General features: G+C 56.5%; 26 protein-coding genes and 1 tRNA gene. 11 read left to right on the top strand and 16 right to left on the bottom strand.

Annotated elements, in window-relative coordinates; all coding sequences use genetic code 11:
* Nucleotides 1-92 precede the first annotated feature (92 nt).
* From AC0V6L_RS07420 to AC0V6L_RS07435, 4 genes are all read left to right on the top strand, one after another.
* A complete protein-coding gene (locus AC0V6L_RS07420; protein WP_486153664.1) occupies nt 93-1,100 on the top strand; it encodes an Mrp/NBP35 family ATP-binding protein in 1,008 nt (335 codons plus the stop codon).
* Between the two features lie 3 nt (nt 1,101-1,103).
* A complete protein-coding gene (locus AC0V6L_RS07425; RefSeq protein ID WP_486153665.1) occupies nt 1,104-3,389 on the top strand; it encodes a molybdopterin cofactor-binding domain-containing protein in 2,286 nt (761 codons plus the stop codon).
* 79 nt (nt 3,390-3,468) lie between these two features.
* A complete protein-coding gene (hemH, locus tag AC0V6L_RS07430; RefSeq protein ID WP_486153666.1) occupies nt 3,469-4,503 on the top strand; it encodes a ferrochelatase in 1,035 nt (344 codons plus the stop codon).
* 60 nt (nt 4,504-4,563) lie between these two features.
* Nucleotides 4,564-5,970: a cytochrome P450 gene (locus tag AC0V6L_RS07435; RefSeq protein ID WP_486153667.1), complete on the top strand. Its 1,407-nt coding sequence runs from the start codon at nt 4,564-4,566 to the stop codon at nt 5,968-5,970.
* A 232-nt stretch (nt 5,971-6,202) separates the two neighbouring features.
* On the opposite strand, the gene AC0V6L_RS07440 is transcribed toward AC0V6L_RS07435, so the two are convergent.
* Nucleotides 6,203-6,391, bottom strand: a complete 189-nt coding sequence (locus tag AC0V6L_RS07440; RefSeq protein ID WP_486153668.1) for a DUF1674 domain-containing protein — start codon at nt 6,389-6,391, stop codon at nt 6,203-6,205.
* 37 nt (nt 6,392-6,428) lie between these two features.
* On the opposite strand from AC0V6L_RS07440, the gene AC0V6L_RS07445 reads away from it, so the two are divergent.
* The gene (locus tag AC0V6L_RS07445; protein ID WP_486153669.1) at nt 6,429-7,676 is read left to right on the top strand and encodes an RsmB/NOP family class I SAM-dependent RNA methyltransferase; all 1,248 of its coding nucleotides are present in this window, start codon (nt 6,429-6,431) and stop codon (nt 7,674-7,676) included.
* Here the strand turns inward: AC0V6L_RS07445 and msrA are convergent.
* Nucleotides 7,673-8,218: a peptide-methionine (S)-S-oxide reductase MsrA gene (msrA, locus tag AC0V6L_RS07450; protein WP_486153670.1), complete on the bottom strand. Its 546-nt coding sequence runs from the start codon at nt 8,216-8,218 to the stop codon at nt 7,673-7,675. The genes AC0V6L_RS07445 and msrA overlap by 4 nt on opposite strands.
* Before the next feature lie 162 nt (nt 8,219-8,380).
* On the opposite strand from msrA, the gene AC0V6L_RS07455 reads away from it, so the two are divergent.
* The 3 genes from AC0V6L_RS07455 to folK all read left to right on the top strand — a co-directional run bounded on the left by AC0V6L_RS07455 (nt 8,381) and on the right by folK (nt 11,508).
* Nucleotides 8,381-9,226 carry a class I SAM-dependent methyltransferase gene (locus tag AC0V6L_RS07455; RefSeq protein WP_486153671.1) on the top strand — a complete coding sequence of 282 codons (846 nt, stop codon included), beginning with the start codon at nt 8,381-8,383 and terminating at the stop codon, nt 9,224-9,226.
* A gap of 919 nt (nt 9,227-10,145) precedes the next feature.
* Nucleotides 10,146-11,024, top strand: a complete 879-nt coding sequence (aguB, locus tag AC0V6L_RS07460; RefSeq protein ID WP_486155072.1) for an N-carbamoylputrescine amidase — start codon at nt 10,146-10,148, stop codon at nt 11,022-11,024.
* Between the two features lie 16 nt (nt 11,025-11,040).
* On the top strand, nt 11,041-11,508 hold the full coding sequence (gene folK / locus AC0V6L_RS07465) for a 2-amino-4-hydroxy-6-hydroxymethyldihydropteridine diphosphokinase (protein ID WP_486153672.1): 468 nt from the start codon (nt 11,041-11,043) through the stop codon (nt 11,506-11,508).
* A gap of 92 nt (nt 11,509-11,600) precedes the next feature.
* On the opposite strand, the gene AC0V6L_RS07470 is transcribed toward folK, so the two are convergent.
* Both AC0V6L_RS07470 and AC0V6L_RS07475 read right to left on the bottom strand, forming a co-directional pair.
* Nucleotides 11,601-12,110, bottom strand: a complete 510-nt coding sequence (locus AC0V6L_RS07470; protein WP_486149722.1) for a PEP-CTERM sorting domain-containing protein — start codon at nt 12,108-12,110, stop codon at nt 11,601-11,603.
* Between the two features lie 301 nt (nt 12,111-12,411).
* On the bottom strand, nt 12,412-12,921 hold the full coding sequence (locus AC0V6L_RS07475; protein ID WP_486149724.1) for a PEP-CTERM sorting domain-containing protein: 510 nt from the start codon (nt 12,919-12,921) through the stop codon (nt 12,412-12,414).
* Nucleotides 12,922-13,143: 222 nt separating this feature from the next.
* Between AC0V6L_RS07475 and AC0V6L_RS07480 the strand changes: the two genes are divergently transcribed.
* Both AC0V6L_RS07480 and AC0V6L_RS07485 read left to right on the top strand, forming a co-directional pair.
* Nucleotides 13,144-14,694 carry a tetratricopeptide repeat protein gene (locus tag AC0V6L_RS07480; RefSeq protein WP_486153673.1) on the top strand — a complete coding sequence of 517 codons (1,551 nt, stop codon included), beginning with the start codon at nt 13,144-13,146 and terminating at the stop codon, nt 14,692-14,694.
* Nucleotides 14,695-14,867: 173 nt separating this feature from the next.
* A tRNA-Lys gene (locus tag AC0V6L_RS07485) sits at nt 14,868-14,943 on the top strand.
* Between the two features lie 103 nt (nt 14,944-15,046).
* On the opposite strand, the gene AC0V6L_RS07490 is transcribed toward AC0V6L_RS07485, so the two are convergent.
* The 6 genes from AC0V6L_RS07490 to AC0V6L_RS07515 form a co-directional block, all read right to left on the bottom strand.
* Nucleotides 15,047-16,159 carry a Fic family protein gene (locus tag AC0V6L_RS07490; RefSeq protein ID WP_486153674.1) on the bottom strand — a complete coding sequence of 371 codons (1,113 nt, stop codon included), beginning with the start codon at nt 16,157-16,159 and terminating at the stop codon, nt 15,047-15,049.
* A gap of 426 nt (nt 16,160-16,585) precedes the next feature.
* Nucleotides 16,586-16,852, bottom strand: coding sequence for a hypothetical protein (locus tag AC0V6L_RS07495; protein ID WP_486153675.1), 267 nt, complete (start codon nt 16,850-16,852; stop codon nt 16,586-16,588).
* The gene (locus AC0V6L_RS07500; RefSeq protein WP_486153676.1) at nt 16,852-18,048 is read right to left on the bottom strand and encodes a phage tail tape measure C-terminal domain-containing protein; all 1,197 of its coding nucleotides are present in this window, start codon (nt 18,046-18,048) and stop codon (nt 16,852-16,854) included. The genes AC0V6L_RS07495 and AC0V6L_RS07500 overlap by 1 nt, the downstream gene beginning before the upstream one ends.
* A 237-nt stretch (nt 18,049-18,285) precedes the next feature.
* On the bottom strand, nt 18,286-19,743 hold the full coding sequence (locus AC0V6L_RS07505) for a tape measure protein (RefSeq protein WP_486153677.1): 1,458 nt from the start codon (nt 19,741-19,743) through the stop codon (nt 18,286-18,288).
* 112 nt (nt 19,744-19,855) lie between these two features.
* A complete protein-coding gene (locus AC0V6L_RS07510) occupies nt 19,856-20,710 on the bottom strand; it encodes an energy transducer TonB (RefSeq protein ID WP_486153678.1) in 855 nt (284 codons plus the stop codon).
* 187 nt (nt 20,711-20,897) lie between these two features.
* Nucleotides 20,898-21,128, bottom strand: coding sequence for a helix-turn-helix domain-containing protein (locus tag AC0V6L_RS07515; protein WP_486153679.1), 231 nt, complete (start codon nt 21,126-21,128; stop codon nt 20,898-20,900).
* Nucleotides 21,129-21,279: 151 nt separating this feature from the next.
* Between AC0V6L_RS07515 and AC0V6L_RS07520 the strand changes: the two genes are divergently transcribed.
* Nucleotides 21,280-21,789, top strand: coding sequence for a hypothetical protein (locus AC0V6L_RS07520; RefSeq protein ID WP_486153680.1), 510 nt, complete (start codon nt 21,280-21,282; stop codon nt 21,787-21,789).
* Between the two features lie 274 nt (nt 21,790-22,063).
* On the opposite strand, the gene AC0V6L_RS07525 is transcribed toward AC0V6L_RS07520, so the two are convergent.
* The 6 genes from AC0V6L_RS07525 to AC0V6L_RS07550 form a co-directional block, all read right to left on the bottom strand.
* On the bottom strand, nt 22,064-22,447 hold the full coding sequence (locus tag AC0V6L_RS07525; protein WP_486153681.1) for an HGGxSTG domain-containing protein: 384 nt from the start codon (nt 22,445-22,447) through the stop codon (nt 22,064-22,066).
* 176 nt (nt 22,448-22,623) lie between these two features.
* Nucleotides 22,624-23,835, bottom strand: coding sequence for a virulence-associated E family protein (locus AC0V6L_RS07530; protein ID WP_486153682.1), 1,212 nt, complete (start codon nt 23,833-23,835; stop codon nt 22,624-22,626).
* Complete coding sequence (locus AC0V6L_RS07535) at nt 23,832-24,065, bottom strand: hypothetical protein (protein ID WP_486153683.1); 234 nt, start codon at nt 24,063-24,065, stop codon at nt 23,832-23,834. Before AC0V6L_RS07535 ends, AC0V6L_RS07530 begins: the two co-directional genes overlap by 4 nt.
* A complete protein-coding gene (locus AC0V6L_RS07540; protein WP_486153684.1) occupies nt 24,062-24,370 on the bottom strand; it encodes a hypothetical protein in 309 nt (102 codons plus the stop codon). Before AC0V6L_RS07540 ends, AC0V6L_RS07535 begins: the two co-directional genes overlap by 4 nt.
* A 187-nt stretch (nt 24,371-24,557) precedes the next feature.
* Entirely contained in the window at nt 24,558-24,749 is a 192-nt protein-coding gene (locus tag AC0V6L_RS07545) for a helix-turn-helix transcriptional regulator (protein WP_486153685.1), read from the bottom strand.
* A gap of 113 nt (nt 24,750-24,862) precedes the next feature.
* On the bottom strand, nt 24,863-25,369 hold the full coding sequence (locus tag AC0V6L_RS07550) for a hypothetical protein (RefSeq protein WP_486153686.1): 507 nt from the start codon (nt 25,367-25,369) through the stop codon (nt 24,863-24,865).
* Between the last annotated feature and the right edge of the window lie 251 nt (nt 25,370-25,620).

Below are 25,620 nucleotides of genomic sequence, written 5' to 3' on the forward strand. Positions count from 1 at the left end.
ACTCTTATAGGTATGCAAATCTGCAAAAAACAGGGGTGGCGCCTGAAATTAGGACAGGCCAAGGATGATTTTGGTGTTAAGGGCGGGCGCGAATGACCCAAAAGACTGAACTGACGGCTCAGGAAAGCGCATTATTGGCCGCATTGCCAGCGGATATTTCATCGCGGGTGCAGTCTGTAAAAGCGACAGGCGCGCGCGCCATTGTTGTGGCGGATGCTGGCGATTTGAACGGCGCGCAGCGTGATGCATTGGAAGGTGCGATTGCTGATGCATTGAAATCGGTGCCCGATATCGATCCCCAGATCACAGATGTGCACATCGCGCTGACCGCTGATCGCCGCCGCCGCCGAGTGATCGCGATTGGATCGGGTAAAGGCGGAGTGGGCAAATCGACCCTGACCGCCAATCTGGCCGTCGCGCTTGCCAAAATGGGCCACAATGTCGGGGTGATTGATGGCGATATCTATGGCCCCTCGCAGCCCAAATTGCTTGCCACTGAAAATCGCAAACCGGCCGCCGATGAAGACAGCAAGAAACTGATCCCGCTGGAAAGCCCGCATGGGGTCAAAGTATTATCGATGGGGCATTTGGTCGCGCCGGGTAAAGCGCTCGCATGGCGCGGACCGATGGCGGGCAAAGCGCTGGGCCAGCTTGTCGATGCGGAATGGGGAGAAACCGATCTGTTGTTGATCGACCTGCCGCCGGGCACAGGCGATGTGCAATTGTCGATGATGGCGGACAACAAACCCGATGGGGCGCTGCTGGTGTCTACTCCGCAAGATCTCGCTTTGATTGATGCAGCGCGGGCCGGGCAATTGTTTGAACAAGGTAATGTTGCGATCATCGGTCTGGTTGAAAATATGGCGGGTTACGCCTGCCCCCATTGCGGCGAAGTGAGCGATCCGTTTGGTCAGGGCGGGGTGGAGACATTTGCAAAAGCCTTGGAGATACCGTTCTGGGGCCGCATTCCGCTCGCTATGGCAGTGCGGATCAGCGGCGATGCGGGCACTCCGCCAGCAGCAGGCGATGGCGAGGAAGCTGCGGCTTTTCATGCCATCGCTGGCAGGCTGTCCGATTGGCTTGCCAAGGAGGCAGCGTAAAAGATGCAGGTATCGCGCCGAGGCCTTGTCACAGGCGCTGCCGTGGGCGGCGGATTGCTGGTCGCGTGGTGGCTGGTGCCGCGCCGCTATCCCAATCCGCTGATGGCCGCTGATGGCGAACATGTCTTTGATGCCTGGCTGAAAATCGCAGAAGATGGCGTGGTGACAATCGCGGTGCCGCAGACCGAAATGGGTCAGGGCGTGACGACATTGCTGCCTCAGATCATTGCGCAGGAAATGGGCGCGGATTGGCGGCAGATCGCGGTGGAGCCAGCAGGCATATCGGGCGCGTATCCCAATGTGCCGCTTGCGACCAAATGGATGGCTTTGTGGGATCCGGTGGCAGGCGGATTGTCTGATGCAAGCGATGCCTATCTTGCCAAGAACTTTGCCGAGCGTTCCCGTTTCAGCGCGACTGCCGATGGCACGTCGGTGGCCGCCTATGAATTGCCCTGCCGCGAAGCGGGCGCTGCTGCGCGCGCCGTTCTGGTAGAGGAAGCCGCCGCAAGGTGGGGCGTTGATCCGCAGGGCTGCACGGTTGCCAAAGGTGTGGTCTCTTATGGCGAGGAAAGCTTTACCTTTGGCCAATTGGCAAAGGCTGCAGCGGCGCGATCAGCCCCCGGCACCGCGCCGCTTAATCCTGAACCCTATAGCGAGCCGATGATACCGGGCCAGCCGATCAGCGAGATGGCCTTTCCCCGGCTTGACCTGCCATCAAAAGTGGATGGGTCGCACCAGTTTGCCAGCGATATCCGCTTGCCCGGCATGGTCTATGCGGCGATCCGCCATGGCCCCAATAATGGGGCGGAGCTGGGCGAATTTGACGCTGACAAAGCCGCATCGGTCAAAGGCCATATCGCCACGATCAAAGGCAAACGATGGTTGGCGGCGGTGGCAAACAATTGGTGGAGCGCGGAACGAGCGATTGACGCAATGGACCCGCAATTCACGGCCGAATATCCGGTCAACAGCGATGACATCGCCGCGCGGCTTGATACGCAGGTGGATGGCGGCGCGTCCTTTACAATGGCGGAAACGGGATTTGGCAAAGAGGCATTGTCGCGCGTCGATATTGCCCGGCGGTATGAGGTAGAGGCCGCTCACGCTGCCCCGCTGGAAACTGCCAGCGCTGCGGCGCGGTTTATTGATGGACGGCTTGACCTGTGGATCGCGGCACAGGCACCCGAAAGCGCGCGGGCAGCTGCAGCCAGAGCCATCGGCATCCGCACAGAGGACGTCGCGCTTTACCCCATGCCAGCAGGCGGCAGTTTCGATTGCCGTCTAGAGCATGATCACGCCATCGAAATCGCTGTGATCGCGCGTGAGCTTGCCAAAGACGGGCCTGTTCCTGTGCAGCTGACTTGGTCTCGGCGTGATGAGATGATCCGCTCCCGCCCGCGCACGCCTGCCTATGTGTTGATGGGCGCGCAAACTTCTAGAGCAGGTAGCGGCGCAATTGATGCGATGCGGATGCGGATTGCTTCCCCGCCAGCCGCAGCCGAATTTGGCAAGCGTCTGTTCGAAAATCTCACCCCATGGGCCGCGATCGCATCAACCGAAGGCGTGCGTGATCCCTTGTCGTGCGAAGGCGCAGTGCCAGCCTACACCATGCCGAGCGTGGTGGTGGAGCATATCCCCACCGAAATCGGCCTGCCCGTTGGCCGGGTGCGCGGCAATGCGCACAGCTACACGGCTTTTGCGATAGAGAGCTTTATCGATGAAATCGCTCATTCCGCCGGCCGCGAACCGCTGACATTTCGCATCGGCATGCTGGGCGATGATATTCGGCTGGCTGCTTGTCTTCAGCGCGCGGCGCAAATGGCTGAATGGGATGGCGGGATCGACCAGAGCGGGCAGGGCATTGCCTGCCACCGCATCGGCGATCCCATCAGCGGTGCGCGCATTGCGTGCGTTGCGACCGCCCGGCGCAGCGAAGGCGGCGTGCGCGTGACCCGGTTATCAGCTGCGGTTGATATTGGCCGGATCATCAACCTCGATATCGCCCGCCAGCAAATCGAGGGCGGCCTGATATTCGGTATCGGCATCGCATTGGGCCGCGCCGTGCGGTATCGCGGCGGGTTACCGGCAAGCTTTGACTATGATGATTTGGCGCTGCCGCAATTGGCCGATTGCCCCCTTATTGAAGTGGATTTCCTGCCGAGCGAAGCGGCCCCTGCTGATCCGGGCGAATTGGGCACAGTCATCGCGCCGCCTGCTATTGCCAACGCGCTGTTTTCAGCCACGGGCTTGCGCCTGCGCCGTCTGCCCCTACTTTCCAGCGGGTTATGATGCGCCGCCCGCTTCCTCTCAATCCGCTTTCGCAGCCAAAGCCTAGGATATTCTGGCGCTGCGGTGCGTTGGTGGCGCTATGACTTGGGAAAAGCAGCTGCTGCCAAATGATCATCCGCCGGTAAAAAGCGGCAGCGTGGGCGTGCTTGTCATCAATCTGGGCACGCCCGATGCGCCGGAGCCGGGCGCGGTTAAGCGGTATCTGAAACAGTTTCTGTCCGATCCGCGAGTGATTGAAATTCCGCCGATTGCCTGGCAGCCGATCCTGCGCGGCATCATCCTCAACACTCGCCCGCGCAAAAGCGCAGAAGCCTATGCCAAAGTCTGGACCGACAGAGGCTCTCCGCTGGCTGATATCACTGCGAGCCAGGCCGAGGCGGTCGCGCGCGATCTGGGTGAACATGCGATTGTCGATTATGCCATGCGCTATGGCTCGCCTTCTATCGAACAAAGGCTGACGCAGCTGATGGCCAAAGGGTGCGACCGGATATTGGTGGCGCCCATGTATCCGCAATATTGCGCCGCCACCACCGCGACCGTGTTTGATGAGGTCGCCCGCGTTCTTAAAGAAATGCGCTGGCAGCCAGCCTTGCGGTTTTTGCCGCCATATCATGATGATGCGGTTTATCTTGATGCGCTCGCTAAAGACCTGACCCGGCAGATGGATGGATTGCCGTTCAAACCCGAAGTGTTCTTGATGAGCTTTCACGGCATGCCGCAGCGCACGCTTGAACGCGGCGATCCCTATCACTGCCATTGCCACAAAACCGCTCGCCTGCTGCGTGAGAGGCTTTCCGCCGTCCCGCAATTTGACGGGGTGCGGTTTGAAACGACGTTTCAGTCGCGTTTTGGCCCTGCGGCATGGCTGGAACCGGCCACTGATGCGACACTGATTGCCGAAGGCGAAAAAGGCACCAAAAAACTGGTGGTTGCCGCGCCCGGATTTGCCGCAGACTGTGTGGAAACGCTTGAGGAATTGGCACTGGAAGGGCGCGATGAATTTGTGGAAGCGGGCGGCGAGGAATACGCCGTGCTTGATTGCCTCAATGTTTCTTCCAGCGGCATTGCCATGCTTGAGGCGCTTATCCGGCGCGAGCTTTCCGGCTGGATTTAACCTTTCGTTCTGGTAGACCACCTATCAGTTGCAAAAGCGAACCAGATAGGGATGCAGGACATGGCCAGCGCGGCTGAGGCACAAACGCAGGAACCGGTTTTCGCCCATTGGAGCGAGGGGCTGCCGTCTGATGATGATCTGGCGCATATTCCCGGCGAACGCGGCCTGCCTTTGGTTGGCAACACATTCAAACAGCTCGCCGATCCCCATGCTTACACCGCTCGAATGGTCCAAACTTACGGCAAGGTTTACAAAACGCACGCCTTTGGCGGGTGGAATGTTTCGCTGATCGGCGCGGATGCCAATGAATTGGTCTTGTTCAATAAGGACAAAATTTTCTCCAGCGAACAAGGCTGGGGCCCAGTGCTCGATCAATTGTTTCCGCGCGGTTTGATGTTGCTCGATTTTGACCACCACCGGATGGACAGACGCGCTTTATCAATCGCATTTAAACCTGGCCCGATGCGGCATTATTCGGGTGCGCTGAATGCTGGAATTGCGCGTGAAGTGTCAAAATGGGCGGGGTCGATGCAATTCCAGCCTGCTATCAAGCAATTGACGCTGGATCTGGCTGCCGACAGTTTTCTTGGTATTCCATGGGGGCCAGAGGCGGACAAGATCAACACGGCCTTCGTTGATATGGTGCAAGCCTCGGTCGCGCCTGTGCGCAAGCCATTGCCGTTTACAAAAATGAAAAAGGGCGTCGATGGCCGCGCTTTTATGGTCGATTTTCTAACCCGCGAAACCAATCGCAGGCGCGCCGAAGGCGGCGGGCAAGATATGTTCAGCCAGTTTGCGACCGCAACGCGCGAAGACGGTTCGCTACTGCCGGTCGATCAGGTGGCGGACCACATGAGCTTTTTGATGATGGCCGCACATGACACCATTACGAGTTCTGCGACATCGTTCCTCTATTATCTTGCTACACATCCCAAATGGCAGGAAGCGCTGCGCGAAGAAGTGATCGCGGTCACAGGAGGTCCGGATGGATCAGGCGCGGCGCGCCCGCTCGAATATGACGATATGGGCAAGCTTGAAATGCTGGAGATGGCATTCAAGGAAGCTTTGCGGATGATGGCGCCTGTCCCGTCAATGCCGCGCCGCGCGCTTAAGACATTTGAATTTGAAGGATACCGGGTTCCGGCGGGGCAATTGTGCGGGATCAACATTCAATGGACCCATTATTCGGATGAATATTGGGATGATCCGCGCATGTTTGATCCCATGCGCTTTACGCCTGACAAGGTGAAAGCGCGGCACAAATATGCCTGGGTACCGTTTGGCGGGGGCGCGCATATGTGCCTGGGACTGCATTTTGCTTACATGCAGATAAAGGTTCTGCTGGCGCAGCTCTTGCAACGTTACCGGATCGAGCCGACCGAGGGCGCAGGCTATGCTCCTGATTGGCAGCCATGGCCCATCCCGCAGCCCAAGGACGGGCTGAAAGTGACCTTCAAACCTCTTTGAAGCTTTCCTACACCGTGCCTGCGGGGTAAAATTCGCCCCGCGTGCCCCGGGAAAAGTGTGCGAGGCATATCGGTATCAGCCTGTTGGCGCGGGCAAGGGTTTTTAGTCCCAGGACCGTGTAACATGCGGTCCATGCTTCAGGCTTTGGCCCGTGAAACTGAACGGATTGGGCGGTTGGACGGATTGGAAGGTTGGCTGTGAGTTACCCCGGTGTTGGGGCGGCGTTGGGGCGTCAGAAGTCCCAGGCGATCCCGTCCTTCTCCCAGTCGCCATAACGCGTGGGGGAGATGTCGCGCGGCTCATCCTTGAGCGGATCGACCGCTTTGGGCTTGGGCGGCGGATCGTTGGTCCAGTGGGCCGGTTTGGTGAAAGCCTTGGCAGCGGCGGATTTGCGTTTGGTCATATGAGAGGCAACGCGCATGCTGGCGCTTGGTTTCACATACGGCTAGGGGCGGGCGATGGCTCAACCGACAGGGATATACGCGCGCCGCGCTGCATTGAAGATGTGCGATGCAGTTTTGCGCCGGGGGGAAACGCTCGAACAGGCCGCGCCCGCCGCCCTTCGCGAGGTGCGCGGCGCTGCCGATCAGGCGCTGGCGCGGGCGATTGCAGGCGAGGCGATGCGGTGGCTGACCGATCTCGATGCGCTGATCGATGGCGCGACCCGTCAGGTTTTGCCGCATGATGCAAAACCGCGCGCGGTCCTGCGCCTGATGCTGGCCCAAGCGTTGCGGCTGGAGACACCGCCGCATGCGGTGATCGCGACCGGCCTGCCGCTGCTGTCTGGCGGGCCGCGGCGATTGGCGCACGGGGTGTTCGGCGCACTGATGAAGGGCGGGGCAAGCCTGCCCGATACGCCCACTCTGCCTGCGAGTGTGCAAGCGCGCTGGGGCGGCTGGTCCGCGGTGATCGCAGCAGGGCTGATCCACCCGCCCGAGCTCGATCTGGCGGTTAAGGAGCTTGCCAAGACAGGCGAATGGCAAGCGCAGCTGGGCGGCGTCTCACTTGCCCCCGGTCATATTAGAGTGCCGCGCGGCACCGCGGTTGAGGCGCTGCCCGGCTATGCGGACGGCGCGTGGTGGGTGCAGGATCTGGCAGCGCAGATACCGCCATCGCTTCTGGGAACAGGTGAGGGCCGCCATGCGCTCGACCTGTGCGCCGCGCCCGGCGGCAAGACGATGGCGCTGGCCGCAAATGGGTGGAACGTGACCGCGCTCGATCTGTCAAAGCGGCGGCTGGATGTGCTCAAAAGCAACCTCAAACGCACAGGCCTGAAGGCATCAACAGTGCGCGCAGATGCTCTCAATTGGGAGCCCAAGCATCGCTATGATGCGATCCTGCTTGATGCGCCGTGCACCGCAACTGGCACCTGCCGCCGCCATCCCGACGTGCTCCACCGCATCGGAGAGCGGCACATTGGCGAGATGGGACAATTGCAGCGGGCTCTGATCGAACGCGCGGCGGGATGGCTAAAGCCGGGCGGGACGCTGGTCTATGCGGTGTGCTCCCTCGAACGCGAAGAGGGAGAAGCGCAGGCGGAGTGGGCGGCGGAAACGCTTGCTCTCACGCCCGCGCCGATAACCGCAGACGAATTGCCAGAAGGCATTGCCCCGACATCCGAAGGCTGGCTGCGCACTCATCCCGGCATGCTGCCAGAACAAGGCGGGCTGGACGGCTTCTTCGCGGCGAGGTGGCAAGCGCCCTAGGCTTTCACCTTGTTTTGAAAGCTCTTGCGCAGTTTCATTAGCTTAGGCGGGATCACGGCAAGGCAATAGGGATTGCGCTGTCCTTCGCCTTCCCAATATTCCTGATGATAGCCTTCTGCTGGATACCACGGCTTGACCTGCTCGCCGTTTTCCAGGCCTTCGATCGTCGTCACCGCTGTGCCCGCATTGCTTTCATTCCAGCGTGCAATCGCGGCCTGCGCTTGTGCGCTCTGCTCGTCTGATAGGGGAAAGATTGCACTGCGATATTGCGTGCCGACATCGCCGCCCTGCCGGTTAAGCTGGGTGGGGTCATGCGTGCCAAGAAACATGTCGTAAATCTCTGCAAGGCTGGTGATCGCGGGGTCAAAAGTCACGCGAATGCCTTCTGCATGTCCGGTGCGCCCTGTGCACACTTCCTTATAGGTCGGGTTCGCGTTGTCGCCGCCGATATAGCCGCTTTCAACTTCGCTCACTCCAACCACATCGCGGAACACGGCTTCGGTGCACCAAAAGCATCCACCTGCAATGATCGCTTGTTCCATGTCGTAATTGTCTCCTGTTCGACAAACGACATAGGAAGGCCGACAAGGATTGCCAGTGCTTGGCCCGCTCAAAGCCTTGGGTCTTGTCATTGCAGCGTCACGGCGTAAGACCATGAACAGATCAATCCCAAGATGACCACCTGAACACGAAGGACCACACCGATGAAATCTGTTCTGCTCGCTCCGCTTGCCGCAATTGCTCTTGCCGTTCCCGCATTGGCGGATGACCATAGCGAAGGCGCGCCTTCGATTGAGGAGGTTCTGGCATCTGACAAACGCGGTGATGATGGCGCGCGCGATCAGTATCGCCGGCCTGCTGAAACGCTTGAATTTTTCGGTGTCGAGCCAACGATGACAGTGGCCGAATACGGCCCCGGCGGCGGTTGGTACACCCGTGTGCTTGCGCCTTACATGATGCCCGCTGGCACATATATCGCATTTAACGGTGACAGCGATGGGCGAACCTATCGTGACCGCGCGCAGGAGGCCCGCGCCAAGGGTTGGACCGAGCGGTTCAAATCGAGCGTCGCTGAAATGATGGGTGTAGACGCAGACGCTGTCACTGCTTTTGAAATTGATGAGATGCCCGAAGAGGCAGCCGGGACAGTTGATCGGGTGGTGATCTTCCGTTCAATGCACGGGCTCAATATCGGTAACAGCGCTGATGATGTGCTCAAAGCTGCTCGTATGATGCTGAAAGATGATGGCATGGTCGGCGTGGTCCAGCACCGGGCGCCTGAAGGGGCGAGCTATGACGATTATGGCGCTCGCCAGCGCGGTTATATGCGCAAGCAGGATGTGATCGCCATTTTCGAAGCAAACGGATTTGAGCTTGCCGCAGAAAGCGAGATCAATGCCAATCCCAAGGATACCGCCGATTACGAAGGCGGCGTGTGGACCCTGCCGCCCTCATTTGGGTTTGGTCGCCAATCCGAAGAGGAAATGGCCAAGCACCGCGCGATTGGCGAAAGCGACCGGATGACATTGCTGTTCAAGAAAGCCGACTGAGCCTGATCCTGGCACGAATGAACATGGGAGAGAGAAAATGAGATATTCTGCAATGGCGCTTGTGAGCGCTCTGGCGCTTGCCGCTTGCAGCCCCGAAGCGGGTGAAAGTGATGCACCTGCAACGCAAACAGAGGCTGAAAACTCTGCTCTCTCCGATGTTCTTGCCGCTGATCTACGGGCCGAAGATGCAGCGCGCGATGCGTTTCGCAATCCGGCTGAAACGCTCGCATTCTTTCAAGTAGAACCCAGCCACACCGTGATCGAATATGCGCCCGGTGGCGGTTGGTATACGCGCATTCTTGCACCTTACGTGGCCGAAGAAGGCCAATATATCGGTTCCGGTTTTGAGCCTGAAGCGGGTTCATCACTGGGCGATGAATTTGTCGCACGCGTGCGCGAAGGCAGCGAAACTTTCTCTGCAAGGCAGGCTGAAAGCACCGGCATTGCCGCTGAAAAACTGCCATTCTATTTTGCCAATGCCATCCCCGATGATGTGAAGGGCACAGCCGACCGCGTGCTGGTTTTCCGTATGATGCACAATCTGAAACGCTGGGGCATCGCCGACGGCGAAGCGGAAGCTTGGCTTGCTGCACTTAAGCCCGGCGGGATGCTTGGTGTGGTCCAGCACAGGGCGAAAGCCGACGCGCCGGATGAATATGCCGATGGCAATATGGGCTATCTTAAGCAGGATGAGCTCATCGCCTTTTTCGAAGGGAAAGGCTTTGAATTGGTGGACACGTCCGAAATCAACGCCAATCCCGATGACACCGCCGATTATGAAGGCGGTGTGTGGACCCTGCCGCCTTCATTCGGGTTTGGTGCCCAGTCGGAAGAAGAAATGGCAAAATATAGCGCCATCGGTGAAAGCGACCGGATGACACTGCTGTTCAAAAACCCGAATGACGGTATTGGGCGGCGCATGAGCAAACTCACTGTCGCCGCCCTTCAACTCGCGCTTGGCTCTGATGATGAAGCGGCGAATATCGCTGCCGTTTCCGCTATGGTTGAGCAGGCCGCAGCGGCTGGCGCTAAACTGATCCTGCCGCCTGAACTGTTTTCGTCGCCCTATTTCTGCCGGGTGGAGGATGAGGCTCTGTTCGCGCTCGCCCGCCCCGCAGCCTCGCATCCCAGCATTACCACCATGCAGGAACTGGCGGCGAAGCTGAACGTGACCATCCCCACCAGCTTTTTTGAGCGTGACGGCCACCATTATTACAACAGCCTCGCGGTGATCGGGCCCGATGGCGAGATCATGGGCACTTACCGCAAAAGCCATATTCCCGATGGGCCGGGTTATGAGGAGAAATTCTATTTCCGCCCAGGCAATGACGGGTTCAAAACCTGGGACGTGCCCGCCGATGATGGCGCGGTGGTGCGGGTTGGCGTCGGGATTTGCTGGGACCAGTGGTATCCCGAAGCGGCCCGTGTAATGGCATTGAACGGGGCCGAAGTGCTGCTTTATCCCACCGCCATCGGGTCTGAACCCTATGATGAGAGTTTAGATACCAGCCGGATGTGGCGGCGCGCGATGGTGGGGCATGCGGTGTCTAATTGCATGCCAGTGATTGCTGCCAATCGTATTGGCCGCGAAGGGCCAGAGGACGACGCGCAGACCTTTTATGGCCATTCCTTCATTGCCGATGAATGGGGCGATATGGTCGCTGAATACAGCGCAGAAGACACTGGCGTTTTGTTTGCGACACTTGATCTGGCGCGCGCGGCAAAACACCGGGCCGGCATGGGCTTTTTCCGTGATCGCCGGCCTGATCTTTATGGCCGGATCGCGCAGGATATTTGATCCGGGCTCTTGGATTTTGAGCAGTCTTTATCTGATCGCGCTTGGGTCCAATCGGCGCCATTTTCGCTATGGCAGACCACGCGCCGTCGCACGGGCGGCGATGGAGGAGCTTGCGGTTCTTGGCACCGTTAAAGCGCGTTCTGATGTCATCACCAGCGCTCCTATTGGGCCTGCGCAGAGGAAATTTGCGAACGCTGCCTGTGTGTTAGAGAGCGAGCTTAGCCCGCCAGATTTATTGGCGGGCCTGAAACGGATGGAGCGCGCTTTTGGCCGCCGGCGCGGACAGGCCTGGGGCGACCGAGTGCTCGATCTCGATATTGTGCTGTGGAGCGGCGGCGTTTTCGCCTCACGTGTACTCACCATACCGCACCGCGAAATGGCCAGGCGCCGATTTGTGCTCGATCCAGCCTTGATGATTGCAGCAGACTGGCGCGATCCCACAAGCGGCCTCACAATCGCGCATATTGCAGCCAGAGCGAGATAGGATCGGGCTCAATGGGAGGCACACGAAAAAGCGCTCTGCCGGGAATGCCGACAGAGCGCTTCGATCACGCAGGAGACCAATCCTGAATTTGTTTAGGCAGCGCCCAGCTTGCGGCGACGACGGCCAAGGCCGAGTGCCACAAGCGCCAAGCCGAACAGGCCGAGCATGCCAGGTGCGGGAACTTCGGTGTAGCCTGTGTTCTTGCGAACGAAATCGCCTGCAACCACTGGATCGCCCCAGGTTGCCCAAAGATTCCATTTGCGCCCATCATGCTTGGTTTTCAGCATTTCGGGGTGGCGCGGATCGCTTTGCAAGCCAACGACATGGCCGTTGACGATGCGAGTGCCCGTCATCGAAGTGAGAGTCGCCATCAAGGACGGAAATTCGCCGCCTTGGAAGTTGGCGAAATCAGGGCTGGTGAAATTGGCATTGACGATCGAACCCGTGACAGAGCCGGTTTGGGTGTCAGTGTCGATTGTCAGCGTGTGAGCGCCATCATGGCCTAACCGATATTCAAAAATGGTGGCTGACGCAGGCGAAGCAGCTGCCATGGTGGTTGCGGCAATCGCGATTGCGGCGGTCTTGGTAACGTTCTTCATCATATTCCCCGTCTGGTGTTCAATACGTGATTGGCGAAAGCGCTGTTGCGATGACGCCGAAAAAGAAATTCAATGTGGTGAACACAGTGGGTGCAACTGGCGTGCCAAAATCGCTCGAACTCAGCGTTCCTGCATAATTCGATAGTTAACGCAGAACTGGCGATTTGCGGGTTTGTCAAAAAGCTCGACAGATTATTCGATTAACCAAATTTGCGTTTATCGCGGGCCGATTAGCCAAAAAAACGCCCCTCCGGTTTCCCAGAGAGGCGCCTTTCTGTCTGTTTTGAAGCAGCCGGCTGGTCGTTTAGGCCGCCGCAAGCTTGCTGCGACGACGACGGCCAAGGCCGAGAGCCACAAGTGCGAGACCGAACAGGCCGAGCATGCCAGGAGCGGGAACTTCCGTTGCGGTAACGCTCTGGATGGTGCGACGGAAATCGCTTGCAACAACCGGATCGCCCCAGTTCACCCAGAGGTTCCACTTGGTGCCTTCGCCGCGAGTGTTCAGCATTGGCGGGTGGTTGGCGTCCACTGACGGATCATAATAAACGCCATTGATGCGGCGTGTACCGGTGATCGAGCTGAGCGTGGCTGAAAGGCTGGGCAGTTCGCCGCCTTCGAAATCAGCGAAATCGGGGCTGGCGAACGTCACGTTGAGACGTGAGCCGCTCCAAGTGCCGGTGCCTGCATCGGTGTCGATGGTCAGGATGTCGCCGCCGCTCAAAGTGTATTCAAAAATGGTTGCCGATGCTGGCGCTGCCGCCATCATCCCACCGGTTGCAACAGCAAGTGCGGCTGCTTTGGTGATGTTTTTCATTGTTATCCCCCTTGTTAAGGTTTCAGCGAAAAGTCTGGTTAAAAATTAACAACCAAACTTGGTAAAGATAGAGTAAGCAACTCGCGTGCCAAAAGCTCGAAAACACCAGTTTTCAGCGATTCTTAGGGGTTAACGACTATGAGCAATCCGATGGTTTGTAAAAATGCCCGACAGATTTTTAGAACAACCCGCCGTTAAACAAATTCAGCTAGAGCGATCACTATGACCAGAACCAGCCGTTTCCTTCGATCAGGCGCCCTTTTGGCGCTTGCCCTTACGCCTCTGACCGCTGCCTGTGACACCGGCCCAAGCGATCCGCTTGCCGCTGCACAACAGGCCATCGCCGATGGAGAGCCGCGCAGCGCGCTTGATTACGCGACCGCAGGGTTGGAACAGGATCCGGGCAATCCCGATTTGTTGATGATCGCCGCTGATGCGGCGTTGGCGATTGGCCAACCCGACCGCGCGATCACCGAGTTGGAAAAGGTGCCATCGGATGCGGCCCAATACAAAGAGGCGCGCACAAAGCTGGCTCAGGCTCAGATCGAAGGCAGTTACATGCAAGCGGCCGGGCAAACGATTGAAACACTGGAAATTGATACACCGCTCGCGCACCGCGTTTTGGTGATGTACCGCCTGGCGCAAGGCGAGGTTTCCGACGCGTTTGCCGCGCTCGATGCAGGGTTAGCTGAATTTCCGGAAGATCCAGTGCTTGTCACCTATGATGCAGATCGGATTTGGGCGCAGGGCCGGGTGGATGATGCTTTGGCGCGGCTGGCGCCCGCATTGAAAGTCACTCCGGTTGTTTACGAGGCGCATTTGTTTGCGGGCAAAGCGATGCTGGCATCGCGTGACTTGGTCGCGTCTGAAAACCACTTCAAAAAAGTGCTGTCTGTTCGCCCCGTTGACCAGACCGCAATGCTGGCCATGGCTGCGATTGCCAATGATCGCGGTGATAAACAGGCGGCCAATAACTGGCTCAACAAAATCGGTGAAAGCGTCGAACCCTCGCCTGCTTGGGCCTTGTTTGAGGCGCAGATGGCATATGAAGCAGACGATCTGGATCGCGCTTTCGGGATGATCGAAAAAGTCCCTGCAAGCCTGGCGAGCGAGCCCGAATTTGTGCGCCTGCGCGGCCTTATCGATGCGCGCCGCGACCAGCATGCGATGGCGGCCCTGTCGCTGGGCAATTATGTGAAAGAGACAGGCGGCGATGTGCTGACCCGCCAACTGCTAGCGCGTAGTCTGGGTGAAGAGGGTAAGTTCAGCGAAGCTTGGGCAGCGATTGCTCCGATTATTGATCATCCGCAGATGGATGGCGCCGGCCTGGTGATGGCGTTGCAACTGGCCGAACGCGCCAGCCCCCAAAATGTCGACCGGGTCACGGCTCTTTTAAAAGAGCGCCAGGCAGCGCCATCGCTCAACGCCGAAATGGTTGAAGCGGGTAAAGCCATTCGGGCAGGTGATTGGGCAAAGGCCGATGCGATCTACACGCCTTTAGTCGCAGGTAAGGGTAAGAATGATCCGGCTCTTTTGAACAATGCCTCGGCTGTGAAATCGAAACTTGGCAAACACGAGGAGGCTGTGGCGTTGGCGCGGCGAGCTTTGACGCAGGCTCCATCGAGCCCAGAGATTATGGACACGCTTGGTTGGGCCTTGTGGCAGCAGGGGGGCAATGTCGCCGAAGCGCGTTCAATCCTTACCAAAGCGCGCGACAAGGCGCCGCGCAACCGCGAAATCGCCGAACATTGGGCTATCGCGCACGCAGAGTGATACAGGTGGGCGGCTCGCCAGTTTGCGGGTCCGTTTTGCCCCCATTCGGCGAAAGAATCTGCCTTTCGTGCAAACAATTGCGCTGATTGGCTTGACCCATGGCGCAGCCCTGCCTAGTTGAGCGCTTCCGCGCGCGGTTCCGATTCCGCAAACGGTGCCTCACACACTTTTGGGGGTCCTTAGCTCAGTCGGTAGAGCAACTGACTTTTAATCAGTAGGTCGCTGGTTCGAACCCAGCAGGACTCACCATAAAACAATGACTTAGCTGCAGTGCTCGCTGCATGAATGTCCGTCCTCGCGTTCTAGCAATCACATAGCAATCAATCGACAGAATCTGGGCAAGTGCATTTTATTATGTGAATATGGCTCGGCCTTCCGTGACATTGATTAAGTCGGGAAGGGCGTACACTGCGGGGGTTCGGCCTGACCCCTCCCTAATCCTTGTAATGACTCCCTTGTTTTCGAGCTGCCGAAGCATGTTGTTTGCAGTCACACGGTTTGCGAAGCCAGCTCGGTCGGCAAAGATAGTGCCAGATATTACCGGTTGAGCGAATAGAGCATCGACAGCACCCATTGCGTACTGAGAATGTGTAATATCGACTACTTTCTGCTTTGTGGTTTCATAAAGGTCTCTAATCTGGCGGACTTTATCTAGGTTTTTCTCTGCCTGAATTACGACGGCTTGGAGAAAGAATGTGATCCATCCGTGCCAATCCCCTGACTTTGTAATGTGAAGCAACCGGTCATAATACTCCTCTCGATTGCCTTCCAGATATTCGGACATGTAGAACACGGGGCGTGATAAGGCCGACCTTTGATGAAGTAAGAGGGGTATTAGCATCCGTCCGATTCGGCCATTCCCATCCTTGAACGGGTGGAGTATTTCGAATTGCGCATGCGCGATCGCCACTTGCAGAATTGGGTCTTCATCATTGCTGGCAATGTACTGCTCCCAGTTTTCCAATGCAGAATCCAAAACAACCGGGCTAGGGGGAATGAACCTCGCTTTTTCAATTGGGTCTCCGAAGCGCCCTATCCAGTTCTGGTCTTCTCGGAAGGCGCCTGGTGTTTTGTCACGCCCTCTCACGCCTTGTAGAAGTCGTTGGTGGACAGATTTTATGAGTGATCGTGAGGCGGTGCGCTCAGCAAGGGCCGCTTCTGCAATCCTTACAGCAGCTCGATAGTTCGTTATTTCTTCAATATCGTCCCGCCTTGCCTCGGAAGTTGTAAGGCCTGCTTCAGCCTCAAGTACTTCGTCAAGTGTCGCCTGCGTTCCTTCGATTTTGGATGATAGTACGGCCTCATTTGCTGTGATTGGTGAGAGCAGAACATTTGGGTTGGGCAAGGTCTGAACCATCCCGTCGTATCTTGCTAAGCAAGCGTTAGCATGGCCTACGAGAGGTAAAATTTCTCGCCATCTTAGGTTGTTTAGCGGCAGTTCGTCGGGGATGCATGGCTGTGTCATGTGATGACCTTAGTGTAACGCCAAGTCACAGTCTACCTTTCACAAAGGATCTTGTGTAAAGTGATGGTTCCACAAGGTCGCTTTTGATTCTTCCGAATCGCAAAGGCTTTACACAAGTGGCAAAATGGAAAACCTACTTATCACAAAGTGTGACGTGAAAGGCCAAGACCTCATCCGCTTTTCACAAATGTGCGCCCAGCAACGCCCGGATCGGCTTCTTCGAAGTCCCACCACTGTCGAAGAGCTGGCCATTTTCAGCAGAGCCTTACTCCGAAAGGCTGAAACCCTCCTCGATTAAGATAACTTGGGCTTGTATGCACTGCCATAACACCAAGTGTTGTTCGGGCAGTTTCCTCCGCAGAGGTTGCAGTAAAGGGCCGTGCAATTGCTGAGAAGGCTTCTATCCCTCACGCGCTTACCTCTAACTCAATGCCGTGCCCGCGAAGGCCAATCACCCCTCGCTTCAATGCCTAAGACTTTCATCTCCGCTTTTAGATGCCGTGACATTTCAATAAGAACACCGAATGGCCCAGCCACCTCATAGGGCTCTTTCATCGCGTCAAAGAAGATTAAACGAAGCTCGTCACGCAAGGTCCAGCCATCCGATACCTCTCGCTCAAGAGGAGCTTGCGGCAGGGGGGCAAGCAATGCGTTGAGCAATCTGTCCTGCTGTTCCTGTGTAATACTCACCATTACGTGCGCCTTCGTCTGGAGATGCGCAGGGTTTCCTCAACACTGCGATTGACAATTTCGGGGGCAGAGTCCCGAACCGTTTCTACCGAAACGCGCCCGGAAATACTCTCGACCATTGGTTCAAATGGCTCGCCGCGCATCACAGAGACGCGAATAATGGCGGGCTCACCGCCTTGTGATTGGCTGGCCTGCGTGAACGAAGGAACCTGCCCAAGAGGTACGATGTTGCCGTTGGTCGCGGGCTGGAAAAGCTCAATCCCCTGACCAGCTCCCTCATTGACTTGGTAAAGCCTGCCAGCGGTAACCGGGCCGCCTGTTTGCCGAGGGCCTGCAACAAGGCTCCCAAGGGCGCTAAAGATACCGCCACCCGAACCACCCCCAGATGCCTCTCCCGCGCCAAAGAGCGAGTTAGCAAGCGGCTGGATAATCGCCTGCTGAATTGCGATGCGAAGCAAGTCAGCGATGATCTGATCCGCTACGCTGCTGAATGCATCTCCCAGGCTTTCTGCGCCTGTGATAGCGTCGACAAGGCCATCATTTAACGTCTCAAGACCTCGGACCGCAATTCCATCGACACTTTCGCTGATTTGCGCATTGGTCTGGTTTACACGCGCAAGGAAGCGCTCGACTGTCGTCTGGTTTTGCTCCTCAACGGCTTGTCTGCGCGCGCCCTGAGTTTCCTCTAAGCCCTGCAATCTCAGCTGCGCAATCCGCTCTTCAATCTCTGTTGAGCCATTTGCCACCGTTATTGCCGCAAGGCGTTCGCGTAATAGGCGCTCTTCAGCGTCAAATATCTGAAGAGCTAGATCGCGTCGAGCCGCGTCGGTTTCCGCGAGGGCAAGCTGAGCATCGAGCGCATTCAACTCATTGTCCGCCAGAGTGCGGGCAATACGCTCCCGTTCCTCAGATAGCGCCCGGAGGCGATCAATGGATATGGTTTGGCGCAAAAGCCCGCGATTGGCGCTAACGATTATCCCGTTCTGTTCAGACAGCCCGCGTTCAACACCAAACAGCTCGTCGATGATGCGAAGTTGTGCATCGCGCTCAGGCCCAGTTAAATCCTCATTGGTGCGTATCTCAGAACGACGGCGCGCGGCCTCATTGTCGAGAAGCTCCTCCTCCAGATCGGCGCGGTCCTCTGCGTTATTCGTAAGTGCGAGCCGTGCCTGAATTAGCTCGTCATCAAGCCGCGACAATTCCTGTGCCGCGCGTAATTCACGCTCTAACTCTTGGCGTTGAATATCCTCGGCGGACGGGCCAGCGCGGCCACGTCTTCTCCCCCGCTGGGGCCGGACGGGGTGGAGGGGCCGCCCGCGCTGTTTTCACCCAGCGCGGTCGCGCGGTCTTGTCTGATAAGAGCTTGTTGCTGCGTCAGTCCCGTGATGGCCCTGTCCAGGCGATCAAGCTCCGAGTTTTCACGTGCGGTAGCTGCGTCATTGATGCGAGCCGCGAAGGTATCTCTCCCCCGGACCCTGCGCCGTTCTTTGTCGGGCTGCTCGCTGCCCAAGGATGCGTTGCCGCTCATTGCCTAGCTCTGTGATTTGCAATTGCACCGCAGCCTGTGCCGTGCGGATTAACTGCTCCTCAAGGCTGCGCGCCTCCCCGCGCGCCACTCCCATCGCCCCGCTGAGCGCGTCAACGCCATCGCGGGCTGCATCAGACGCGCCACCCAGATCGTCCACAGAATGCCCGGCAGCAATCATGCGGGCGCGCATCGCTTCTGTGTCTTGCTCAACCTGATTTAAGGTCTGGCTAAGCTGTTCAGCTCTTTGCCGCCCCTCAATCGCCTGCGTGGCGAAAAACCCAATCCCCAAGGCAACGGCGGAGATCGCAACGCCGACAGGACCACCAAACGCAGCAAGCAGTGCAGCGCCAGCCCCGCGCGCAGCAACAGCCGTCACGCCTAACGCCGTGCTTGTTTGAAGAGCGGCGACCCGCAGGGTGATTGTATTGCGAGCCGCGACCAGCATCCCAGCCGCAAAACGCCCGCCTGCAAGGGTAGCGATGACAAGCAACGCATCCGCGACAAGATCGATGTTTTTAGCCAAGGCTTGGATGCCTTGCGTCAATGCAGCCGTTGCACCGTTTGTCTGTGCCGCCTCGCCAACATATTCAGAAAGGCGGTTGTTAAGAACCTGAAACGCACCACCCAGCGTTAGAACAGCGTTGCCCGCTTGGCTTTCGAGTTGCTGCGATCCTTGCAAGATGAGCTCGAAGAATTGGCGGGATGTAACCTCACCTTCGACAATGGCGCGGCGAAGAGCGTTCACGTCACCCGCAAAGCGCTCAGAGGCGGCAGCAGCCTGCAACAATGGTCTAAGGCCACCCTCATTGATCTGATTGTATTCCTCGGCCCTTACAACGCCGCTCGAGAGCGCCTGCGTTAGCCCTAGGATGGCTCCAGAGGCCTGCGCAGCCGATGTGCCCGTAATGCGCAGCGAGCGAGCCGCGTTTTCCGTGACTTGGACGATCTGCTCTTGGCTAGCGCCTAGGCTTTGCCCGGACTGCGCCGCATTGCTGTAGAGGCGAGCAAGGCTGTTTACCGCAGCCCCGTTCTCATCCGCAATCTGGGATAACCGCTCCTGCACATTGGCCAGCGCTTCACCTTCAAGCCCGGCCACTCGAAGCGCATTTTGATACTGGGTGAAGTTGTCAATCAGCGCCAATAGCTCGCGGCCTGTGAAGATGGTCGCAAAGCTTGCCGCCAAACCGCGCAGCGTATTGCTTATCGCGGCGCTGGATTGTCTGAACTGGCGCTCGGTGCGCAGTACGGCACGATCAGCGCGCCCCAATGCCGTATCCGCTGTGCGCTGTGCCCGCCTGAGATCAGCCTCAAAGCCAGCGACACGGGCTTCAAGCTCTACGACTACGCTATCGACTGTTGTGGGCATGCAATGCCACCTGTTCTTCAGGTGGCAACGGCCAACCCTTCTAGGAAGGGTTGTGTTCGGCTGGTAAAGCGGGAGCTACGGACTTAGGGCGGGGCGTTTAATTTTCGCTCTATTACTGGGCGTCCAATGATGGCGCGGCGCTAAGCCGGTAGGTGATAGCGTCTTCATATACTCCAGCTACCGCCTTACCATTCTCGTCTAAAGCTGGATAAAACCGACCATATCGCTTCACGGAAGTGCAAGCATTCTCATCGAGGATCGCATGTCCGCTGGTTTCAGTGACAGTGCAAGAAGAAGCCCGTCCAGTCGTATCGACTGTAACTCGAAAGCCAACTCTACCTTCTTTCTCCTCTCTAAGCGCGCGCGATGGATAGAACCCCGCAAAGCGCCCTCTATTTTTGGGTTGAGCAGCCCTCGGCCCTTTAGCTCTTTGCTGAGCGAACGGATCTGCTGGTAAGTATGAGAAGCGCTCTTTCTCAGCATTTTCAGCAGCAATGCGGGTTTTCATGCTCTCCAAGCAACTTTCGATTGCCTTTACCGCTGCTGCAGAGCCTCTAAGAGAGAGTTGATCGATCAGTTGGTCGTCCAAATAGACACTGACCGAATTGCCTTTTGCGAAGTCCTGCATGAATGCAGCTGGGACGGTTAAACCAAACCCCAGCCGTCGGTCTTCTTTATAGCCCGATGCATTCCCTGAATAGGAAACGCCGTTTGCGACTAACTCAACCTCATATGACTTCCCAACTACAGCGCTCCAACCGCTATTCGTGATTGCAATCAAAGTGCTCGCATTCACGGTTTTGAGGAGTGTGAAGCCCGTTTCACCCGGCCCATCATAAAATGTATTTGTTGTCCCGCAGCCATTTTTCGTGGCACTAACCTGCCAGCCATACGGCAAATCCTGTGCTTCAACATTCGATGCACTACACAGGCCAACAACTAAGAGGGCTATATTGTGCAATCTCATATTTCACTGTTCCTTCGCTCTTTTAAGTAAGCCCTGCGCTTTTCTTCAAGCTGTTCCCGTCCAGCATGATTTAGCCAGCGCTGCAGGACGCTCGACCGAGGATTGAAGTAGTGCTCAACTCCCCTCCATCCATGTTCGATGAAAACCTTTTCAAAATTCATTGGCGGCTGTGACGGCATGGCCCGGTCTAACTATCCATTCTCAAGTCTGTTACGCCATAGCGCCCTTTGCCACTCCCTGTGAATTGCATTCCAGCCGCCTCAAGCTGTGAGCGCATTGCATCAACGCCTTCAGCCATGACGCTTTCACCAAGCTCGAACCGGGCAACTGTGGCGCGTCCTATGCCTGCCTTTTCGGCTAGATCATCAAGCGACCATTTCAATGCAGCTCTTGCCATACGGGATTGTGTCGGTGTCATACTGATAACATTCGTATCAATTATCGCTTGCAATGGCAAGCTGCTGCTGATAATAATCGTATCACAACTTCGGAATTGAAGTGCGGGCCAAGCGAGGCTGCAACCTCAACCTGGCCCTGTTCCAATCCTAAGCAAGAGTAGGACCAGACATATGAACGCGATTACTAAAGCCAGCCGCGAAAGCAAACCGACTGAGCGGGATGCATTTGCTGATGCTCTGGCGCTCTACAACGCTCGCCATGCCAATCTAGTGTCAGCCCCAGTCGGCCTGTCTCGCAAGACCGAAGGCGAACTTACCGACTTGCTCTATGCAGCAGAAGACAAGGTATGCGCAGAGGAAGTCAAAAACACCTCCGACCTTCGCGCGTTGGCAGAGATCATCTGGGCAAATACCGAAACGCTGCCGACTGGCGAGATGCTCGCTGTGTTTTTCGATGCGCTTCGCAAACTCGATGCAGGGATGCCGAGCCGCACATTCCAAGCGTCGGATTGGCTAGACCAGTTCGAGAGTGCAGGCGGGCATTGGCTCGAAATGAATGGAGAGACCATCATTGCTCAACCCACCGAGCCTTCTGATAGAATGCTCGACCTGATGTGGGTTTTAGAAACCCGTGACGGGCATGAGGCAGTCAAGGCTGAGATTAGAAGTAGGAAAGGGTGAGACGAGGCCGAGTGAGCCTGACTTTCAGTTGGTGAACCCGGCTGGTTCAAAAGCGACCTTGTCAAGCCAAGTTATTTCTATTCGAACCCACTTTAGAAAAGCGTCGTAAGCGATCAAAGGTTAGGTTTCCTCAATATCTCATGGGGTTTGCCTCAACCATGCCGTCTTGGTCTCTGACCTTATGGTAACATAAGGCTTTTCATGGGGTTTGCTTGCGGGCGATTGATCCCAGCCGCAAAACGCCCGCCTCTGGGGGGCGATGGGCTAGCAAATGTCAGGGTTTGTTAGCCTCCCAAGGGGTTTGCTTCTTACCATTCATTGAGCTGATTGATTTGCCAGCCAACGTCCTTGGGCCGGTGCTCATTCCTCCATGCAATTTACATCGCGCGCTGCGGTATAGGTCTTTGCGCTTGCAAGGGGTGCCCTTGCGGGTCTTTGCACCACACCTAAGATCGCGGCATTCCTCTGGGAAAGGTCTTTGCCCAGTAGCGTCGCACCACGCACGCCAGACTTTGCGTTTTTCGCCATCCGTCAAAGAAACCACCTCTAATTCTTTACCGGTCTCGGGACATGCTAAACTACGCTCACCGGAAAATGGCATGCCTACAGCGATCCTAGAATCTGAAACTCTTGCGTATCCTCCCCCAAATATGCTCATTTTCCTTACTTATTTCTTCTTTCAATATAGAAGTAGACAGTAGAAAAGACCTATAACATATTGATAATAAGGTGCTTTTGTATGTCTACTGAGTGTCTACTAGCATCTGTAAAAACGCTAGCCTGTGGTCAGATTGTGTCTACAGGGCGCGCATATGAGGTGGCTTGGTAGACTGCCTATTCGCCTGGTTCCTTTGGAACGTAAACTCTCACGGATACACGTTTACCGCTGTCGTCTAGCTGCTTGGTTGGAATTGATTTGAAACCCAGCCGGTTGAGGCAGGCTGCGATACGGCTCGAAGTTTTTCGATCCATTCGATCCGTCGGGATATTCAGCCTTTGAGCCGCTGTTTGCATTGTGAATCGTTTGTCACCTGATCGCCTTAGCTCCTTGCACAATACCTCGTCCCAAGGATCGACCTGCTCTCGTTTTGCGGCTTCATCTTGAGCGATTGCTTCGTTCTCTTTCCCTTCGAGCCACCAAGTCTCTTTGAGTTTGTATCTATGGACCGCCTCCGCCCATAGTTGATCTCTTTGCGCGCGAATTTCCTCGATGTTAGCGCTAGCAACCTCCACAGGCCAGAAGCGCCTATTGCCAGTCGTATCAGTTAAATATCCATTCTCACCGGGGTTGATAGTGCCGACAAAGATGCACTGGCGCGGATGTTCTGAGGCGTTCTTTGCATAGGGCAACACAACTTTGTCCTTCTGAATAGACAGTAGGCCTTTCACCGCGTTGGGGTCGCGTTTTGCGATAGCAGTGAACTCGGCAAGCTCGATGACCCAACTTCCTATCATCGACATCACCATCCTGTTATGGGCGTCGAGCAGATTGACGGATTCTGCAGTCCATTCTTCCGAGAATAGAGCGGTAATGGCACTCGACTTCTTGATGCCTTGAGCACCCTCGAGAACAAGCATAGTGTCGACTTTGCATCCCGGTTCGTACACCCGCGCGACCGCTGCGATGAGCGTTTTTGCACCAACTAGGCCAACATAGGTTGTATCGCTGGCACCTAGGCAGGTCTGGAGCCAAGAATTGAGCCTTGGTTTTCCATCCCACTTAAGCGAATCAAGATAGTCTTTGATGGGGTGATATGGATTGTCGCGAGCATGGCGCATGACCGCCCCATGGACGTCGCGTACGGCTGGCTCAAAACCGGTATTCTCCAAGGTCAGCCGAATATCGATTAGGTGATGGTCCTCAATTCGCTCCTCATTCCATTCAGCTTCTTGAGCCAATTCGTTCCAACGAATATTGCCAGCAAGTGAAGAAATGTTCTGAAGGCACAGCATCAGGTTTGTAAGGTTCTTTTTGTAGCCACCTTGACTGCCATGAATGAGCTTGCCTTTCCAAGCCTGTAGATCGATTACAGATGAACCACTCATCGAGCACCGCCTTGGCAAAGGTACAATTCGCTCGATTGCCCATCACCAACAATCTGAAGCTGAAACACCGCTTCGCACCTGTTTGCTTGACGTGCGCACCACAGCATTTGCGCATCGCTCAGAATACAGCCGGGCTCTGGCCAGCCTTCACCTCGATTGTAGATATTCGAAATGGTCTTGATGCCATCCTCGGTTGCAAGGGCCATCAGCGTAATGGTCTCTAAGCTCATGCCAGCCGCTCCCGCCCAAGTTCAGTCAGGGTCAGAACCGCTGCAAATTTGCCTGAAGGATTGCGCCTTCGCTCCCCTGTTGCTTCGATCAGACCCATCTCTTTGAGTTCGGAGAAGCGTGGCTGCAGTTGGCGATCTGTAAGGCCAGTTATCTCAATCGCTTCGAGTGGTGTTGCTGTGCCAAGCCTTGCTATAGCCTTCAAAGCGATGCCGCGCAGTGCCTTCGCTTGGCCCGCAATGGCCATTGCAGCTTCTTGGCTTGTGCCATCGTCGCCCTTCGCGCCAGGTAGGTCAGGGTAAGTCATCGCTGCGCCCCCTTGGATACTGTCGATCCCCATGGGCCTTTGAACCAGTGACACTTCGAAAGTTTAGCTAGAATAGCTTGTAATTCAGAGATTTGTTCTCTAAAAGTAGCAGGATAAGAGTTCGCGCTTGATCTCTTGGCCCCGGTTTGGTTCCAGCCGCCGGGGCTTCGCGTATCTGGTGGGGAAGTCATGCTGCATCCCCTTCACTAGTTGAGTTGATAAGGCGGCTTTCAAGCCAAGCATCAAGGTCCTCTTTGCGATAGCGAACAGCGCCGCCCAGCTTCGCATAATTGGGGCCACCGCCCACGAGGCGAAAGCGCTCTAGAGTTGGCTTGCTAAGGCGCACATATTGCGCTGCTTCCGGGGTGTTTAGAATCACTTGATACCATCCTTTTTCCTAAGGTGGCATCTTCAATAATCATGCATTGTAAGTAGAGTTACGGACGCGAAATTCCGACTTTACGGAAAGCTGAGTTTTGGCGCTAGCGGGCCTCATGGCTCGAAAAAGAACTGCACCTTCCAAGCAATATAGGCAGGGCGGTTCTCGACCCTTTCGCCTTCGAATGCATCGCAATGCTCCCGAAAGCGACGAGCAAAAGCTATGGCTTTTTCCACCTTTGATTTTGAAGAGAAAAGAGCCCCAAGTGGTGGGTCCTGAGATAGTCTTTCGGTCGCCTCATCCCACCCTAAACCGTCTCTTTCGATTAAGGCCAATGCCGCTTCACCAAGGGCCACTTTCTCGCGTTTTCTCAACACAGACCTAATCCGCGCGCCCTCGCCCAATTTCGTTAGTACGAGCTCAATTTCACTGTGTCGCTTTGATTTGGCCCCATTTGGATCAAGTGCATCAGCAATCTCGTTCCTGATGAGTTGATCAATAGGGAATGGGCTTCTCAACATGGAAGCGACTGCCTTTGCACCTTCGGGAGCAGAGTACATCCCTCGCAAGGCTAATAATGCTTCGCGCTCAAGGCTTTCTCGGCGTTCTTGGTCTGTCATTGCCATATCATTACTTTCCGCCCCGGAACTCATGCTCGGCGCTTCGCGTCTTCGATTGAAGCGAGGTTTGATTGATCTGTAGGCCTCAACATCGCTTCGACATGGCGAGCCCATGCATCAAGCGCCGAGCGCTTCTCCTCCTTCCAATCGTGTTGCTGATAGACACCCGCGACACCGCTCTTTGAGCCGCTCCTATGGTTCAAAATGGCCTCGGTAACTTCGAAGCGAACTCCTAGCCGCTGAAAACCCGT

The sequence above is a fragment of the Erythrobacter sp. JB1-15 genome, assembly GCF_057365035.1.

Excerpts from the sequence above, each read along its gene's own strand:
- AC0V6L_RS07480 (WP_486153673.1), top strand. The coding sequence starts at position 13,144 with ATGACCAGAACCAGCCGTTTCCTTCGATCAGGCGCCCTTTTGGCGCTT.
- AC0V6L_RS07445 (WP_486153669.1), top strand. The coding sequence starts at position 6,429 with ATGGCTCAACCGACAGGGATATACGCGCGCCGCGCTGCATTGAAGATG.
- AC0V6L_RS07495 (WP_486153675.1), bottom strand. The coding sequence starts at position 16,852 with ATGGTGAGTATTACACAGGAACAGCAGGACAGATTGCTCAACGCATTG.
- msrA (WP_486153670.1), bottom strand. The coding sequence starts at position 8,218 with ATGGAACAAGCGATCATTGCAGGTGGATGCTTTTGGTGCACCGAAGCC.
- AC0V6L_RS07520 (WP_486153680.1), top strand. The coding sequence starts at position 21,280 with ATGAACGCGATTACTAAAGCCAGCCGCGAAAGCAAACCGACTGAGCGG.
- AC0V6L_RS07540 (WP_486153684.1), bottom strand. The coding sequence starts at position 24,370 with ATGACTTACCCTGACCTACCTGGCGCGAAGGGCGACGATGGCACAAGC.
- AC0V6L_RS07510 (WP_486153678.1), bottom strand. The coding sequence starts at position 20,710 with ATGAGATTGCACAATATAGCCCTCTTAGTTGTTGGCCTGTGTAGTGCA.
- AC0V6L_RS07455 (WP_486153671.1), top strand. The coding sequence starts at position 8,381 with ATGAAATCTGTTCTGCTCGCTCCGCTTGCCGCAATTGCTCTTGCCGTT.
- AC0V6L_RS07475 (WP_486149724.1), bottom strand. The coding sequence starts at position 12,921 with ATGAAAAACATCACCAAAGCAGCCGCACTTGCTGTTGCAACCGGTGGG.
- AC0V6L_RS07420 (WP_486153664.1), top strand. The coding sequence starts at position 93 with ATGACCCAAAAGACTGAACTGACGGCTCAGGAAAGCGCATTATTGGCC.
- AC0V6L_RS07470 (WP_486149722.1), bottom strand. The coding sequence starts at position 12,110 with ATGATGAAGAACGTTACCAAGACCGCCGCAATCGCGATTGCCGCAACC.
- AC0V6L_RS07535 (WP_486153683.1), bottom strand. The coding sequence starts at position 24,065 with ATGAGCTTAGAGACCATTACGCTGATGGCCCTTGCAACCGAGGATGGC.
- AC0V6L_RS07505 (WP_486153677.1), bottom strand. The coding sequence starts at position 19,743 with ATGCCCACAACAGTCGATAGCGTAGTCGTAGAGCTTGAAGCCCGTGTC.
- AC0V6L_RS07425 (WP_486153665.1), top strand. The coding sequence starts at position 1,104 with ATGCAGGTATCGCGCCGAGGCCTTGTCACAGGCGCTGCCGTGGGCGGC.
- aguB (WP_486155072.1), top strand. The coding sequence starts at position 10,146 with ATGAGCAAACTCACTGTCGCCGCCCTTCAACTCGCGCTTGGCTCTGAT.
- AC0V6L_RS07525 (WP_486153681.1), bottom strand. The coding sequence starts at position 22,447 with ATGAGCATATTTGGGGGAGGATACGCAAGAGTTTCAGATTCTAGGATC.
- AC0V6L_RS07440 (WP_486153668.1), bottom strand. The coding sequence starts at position 6,391 with ATGCGCGTTGCCTCTCATATGACCAAACGCAAATCCGCCGCTGCCAAG.
- AC0V6L_RS07435 (WP_486153667.1), top strand. The coding sequence starts at position 4,564 with ATGGCCAGCGCGGCTGAGGCACAAACGCAGGAACCGGTTTTCGCCCAT.
- hemH (WP_486153666.1), top strand. The coding sequence starts at position 3,469 with ATGACTTGGGAAAAGCAGCTGCTGCCAAATGATCATCCGCCGGTAAAA.
- AC0V6L_RS07530 (WP_486153682.1), bottom strand. The coding sequence starts at position 23,835 with ATGAGTGGTTCATCTGTAATCGATCTACAGGCTTGGAAAGGCAAGCTC.
- AC0V6L_RS07515 (WP_486153679.1), bottom strand. The coding sequence starts at position 21,128 with ATGACACCGACACAATCCCGTATGGCAAGAGCTGCATTGAAATGGTCG.
- AC0V6L_RS07550 (WP_486153686.1), bottom strand. The coding sequence starts at position 25,369 with ATGACAGACCAAGAACGCCGAGAAAGCCTTGAGCGCGAAGCATTATTA.
- AC0V6L_RS07490 (WP_486153674.1), bottom strand. The coding sequence starts at position 16,159 with ATGACACAGCCATGCATCCCCGACGAACTGCCGCTAAACAACCTAAGA.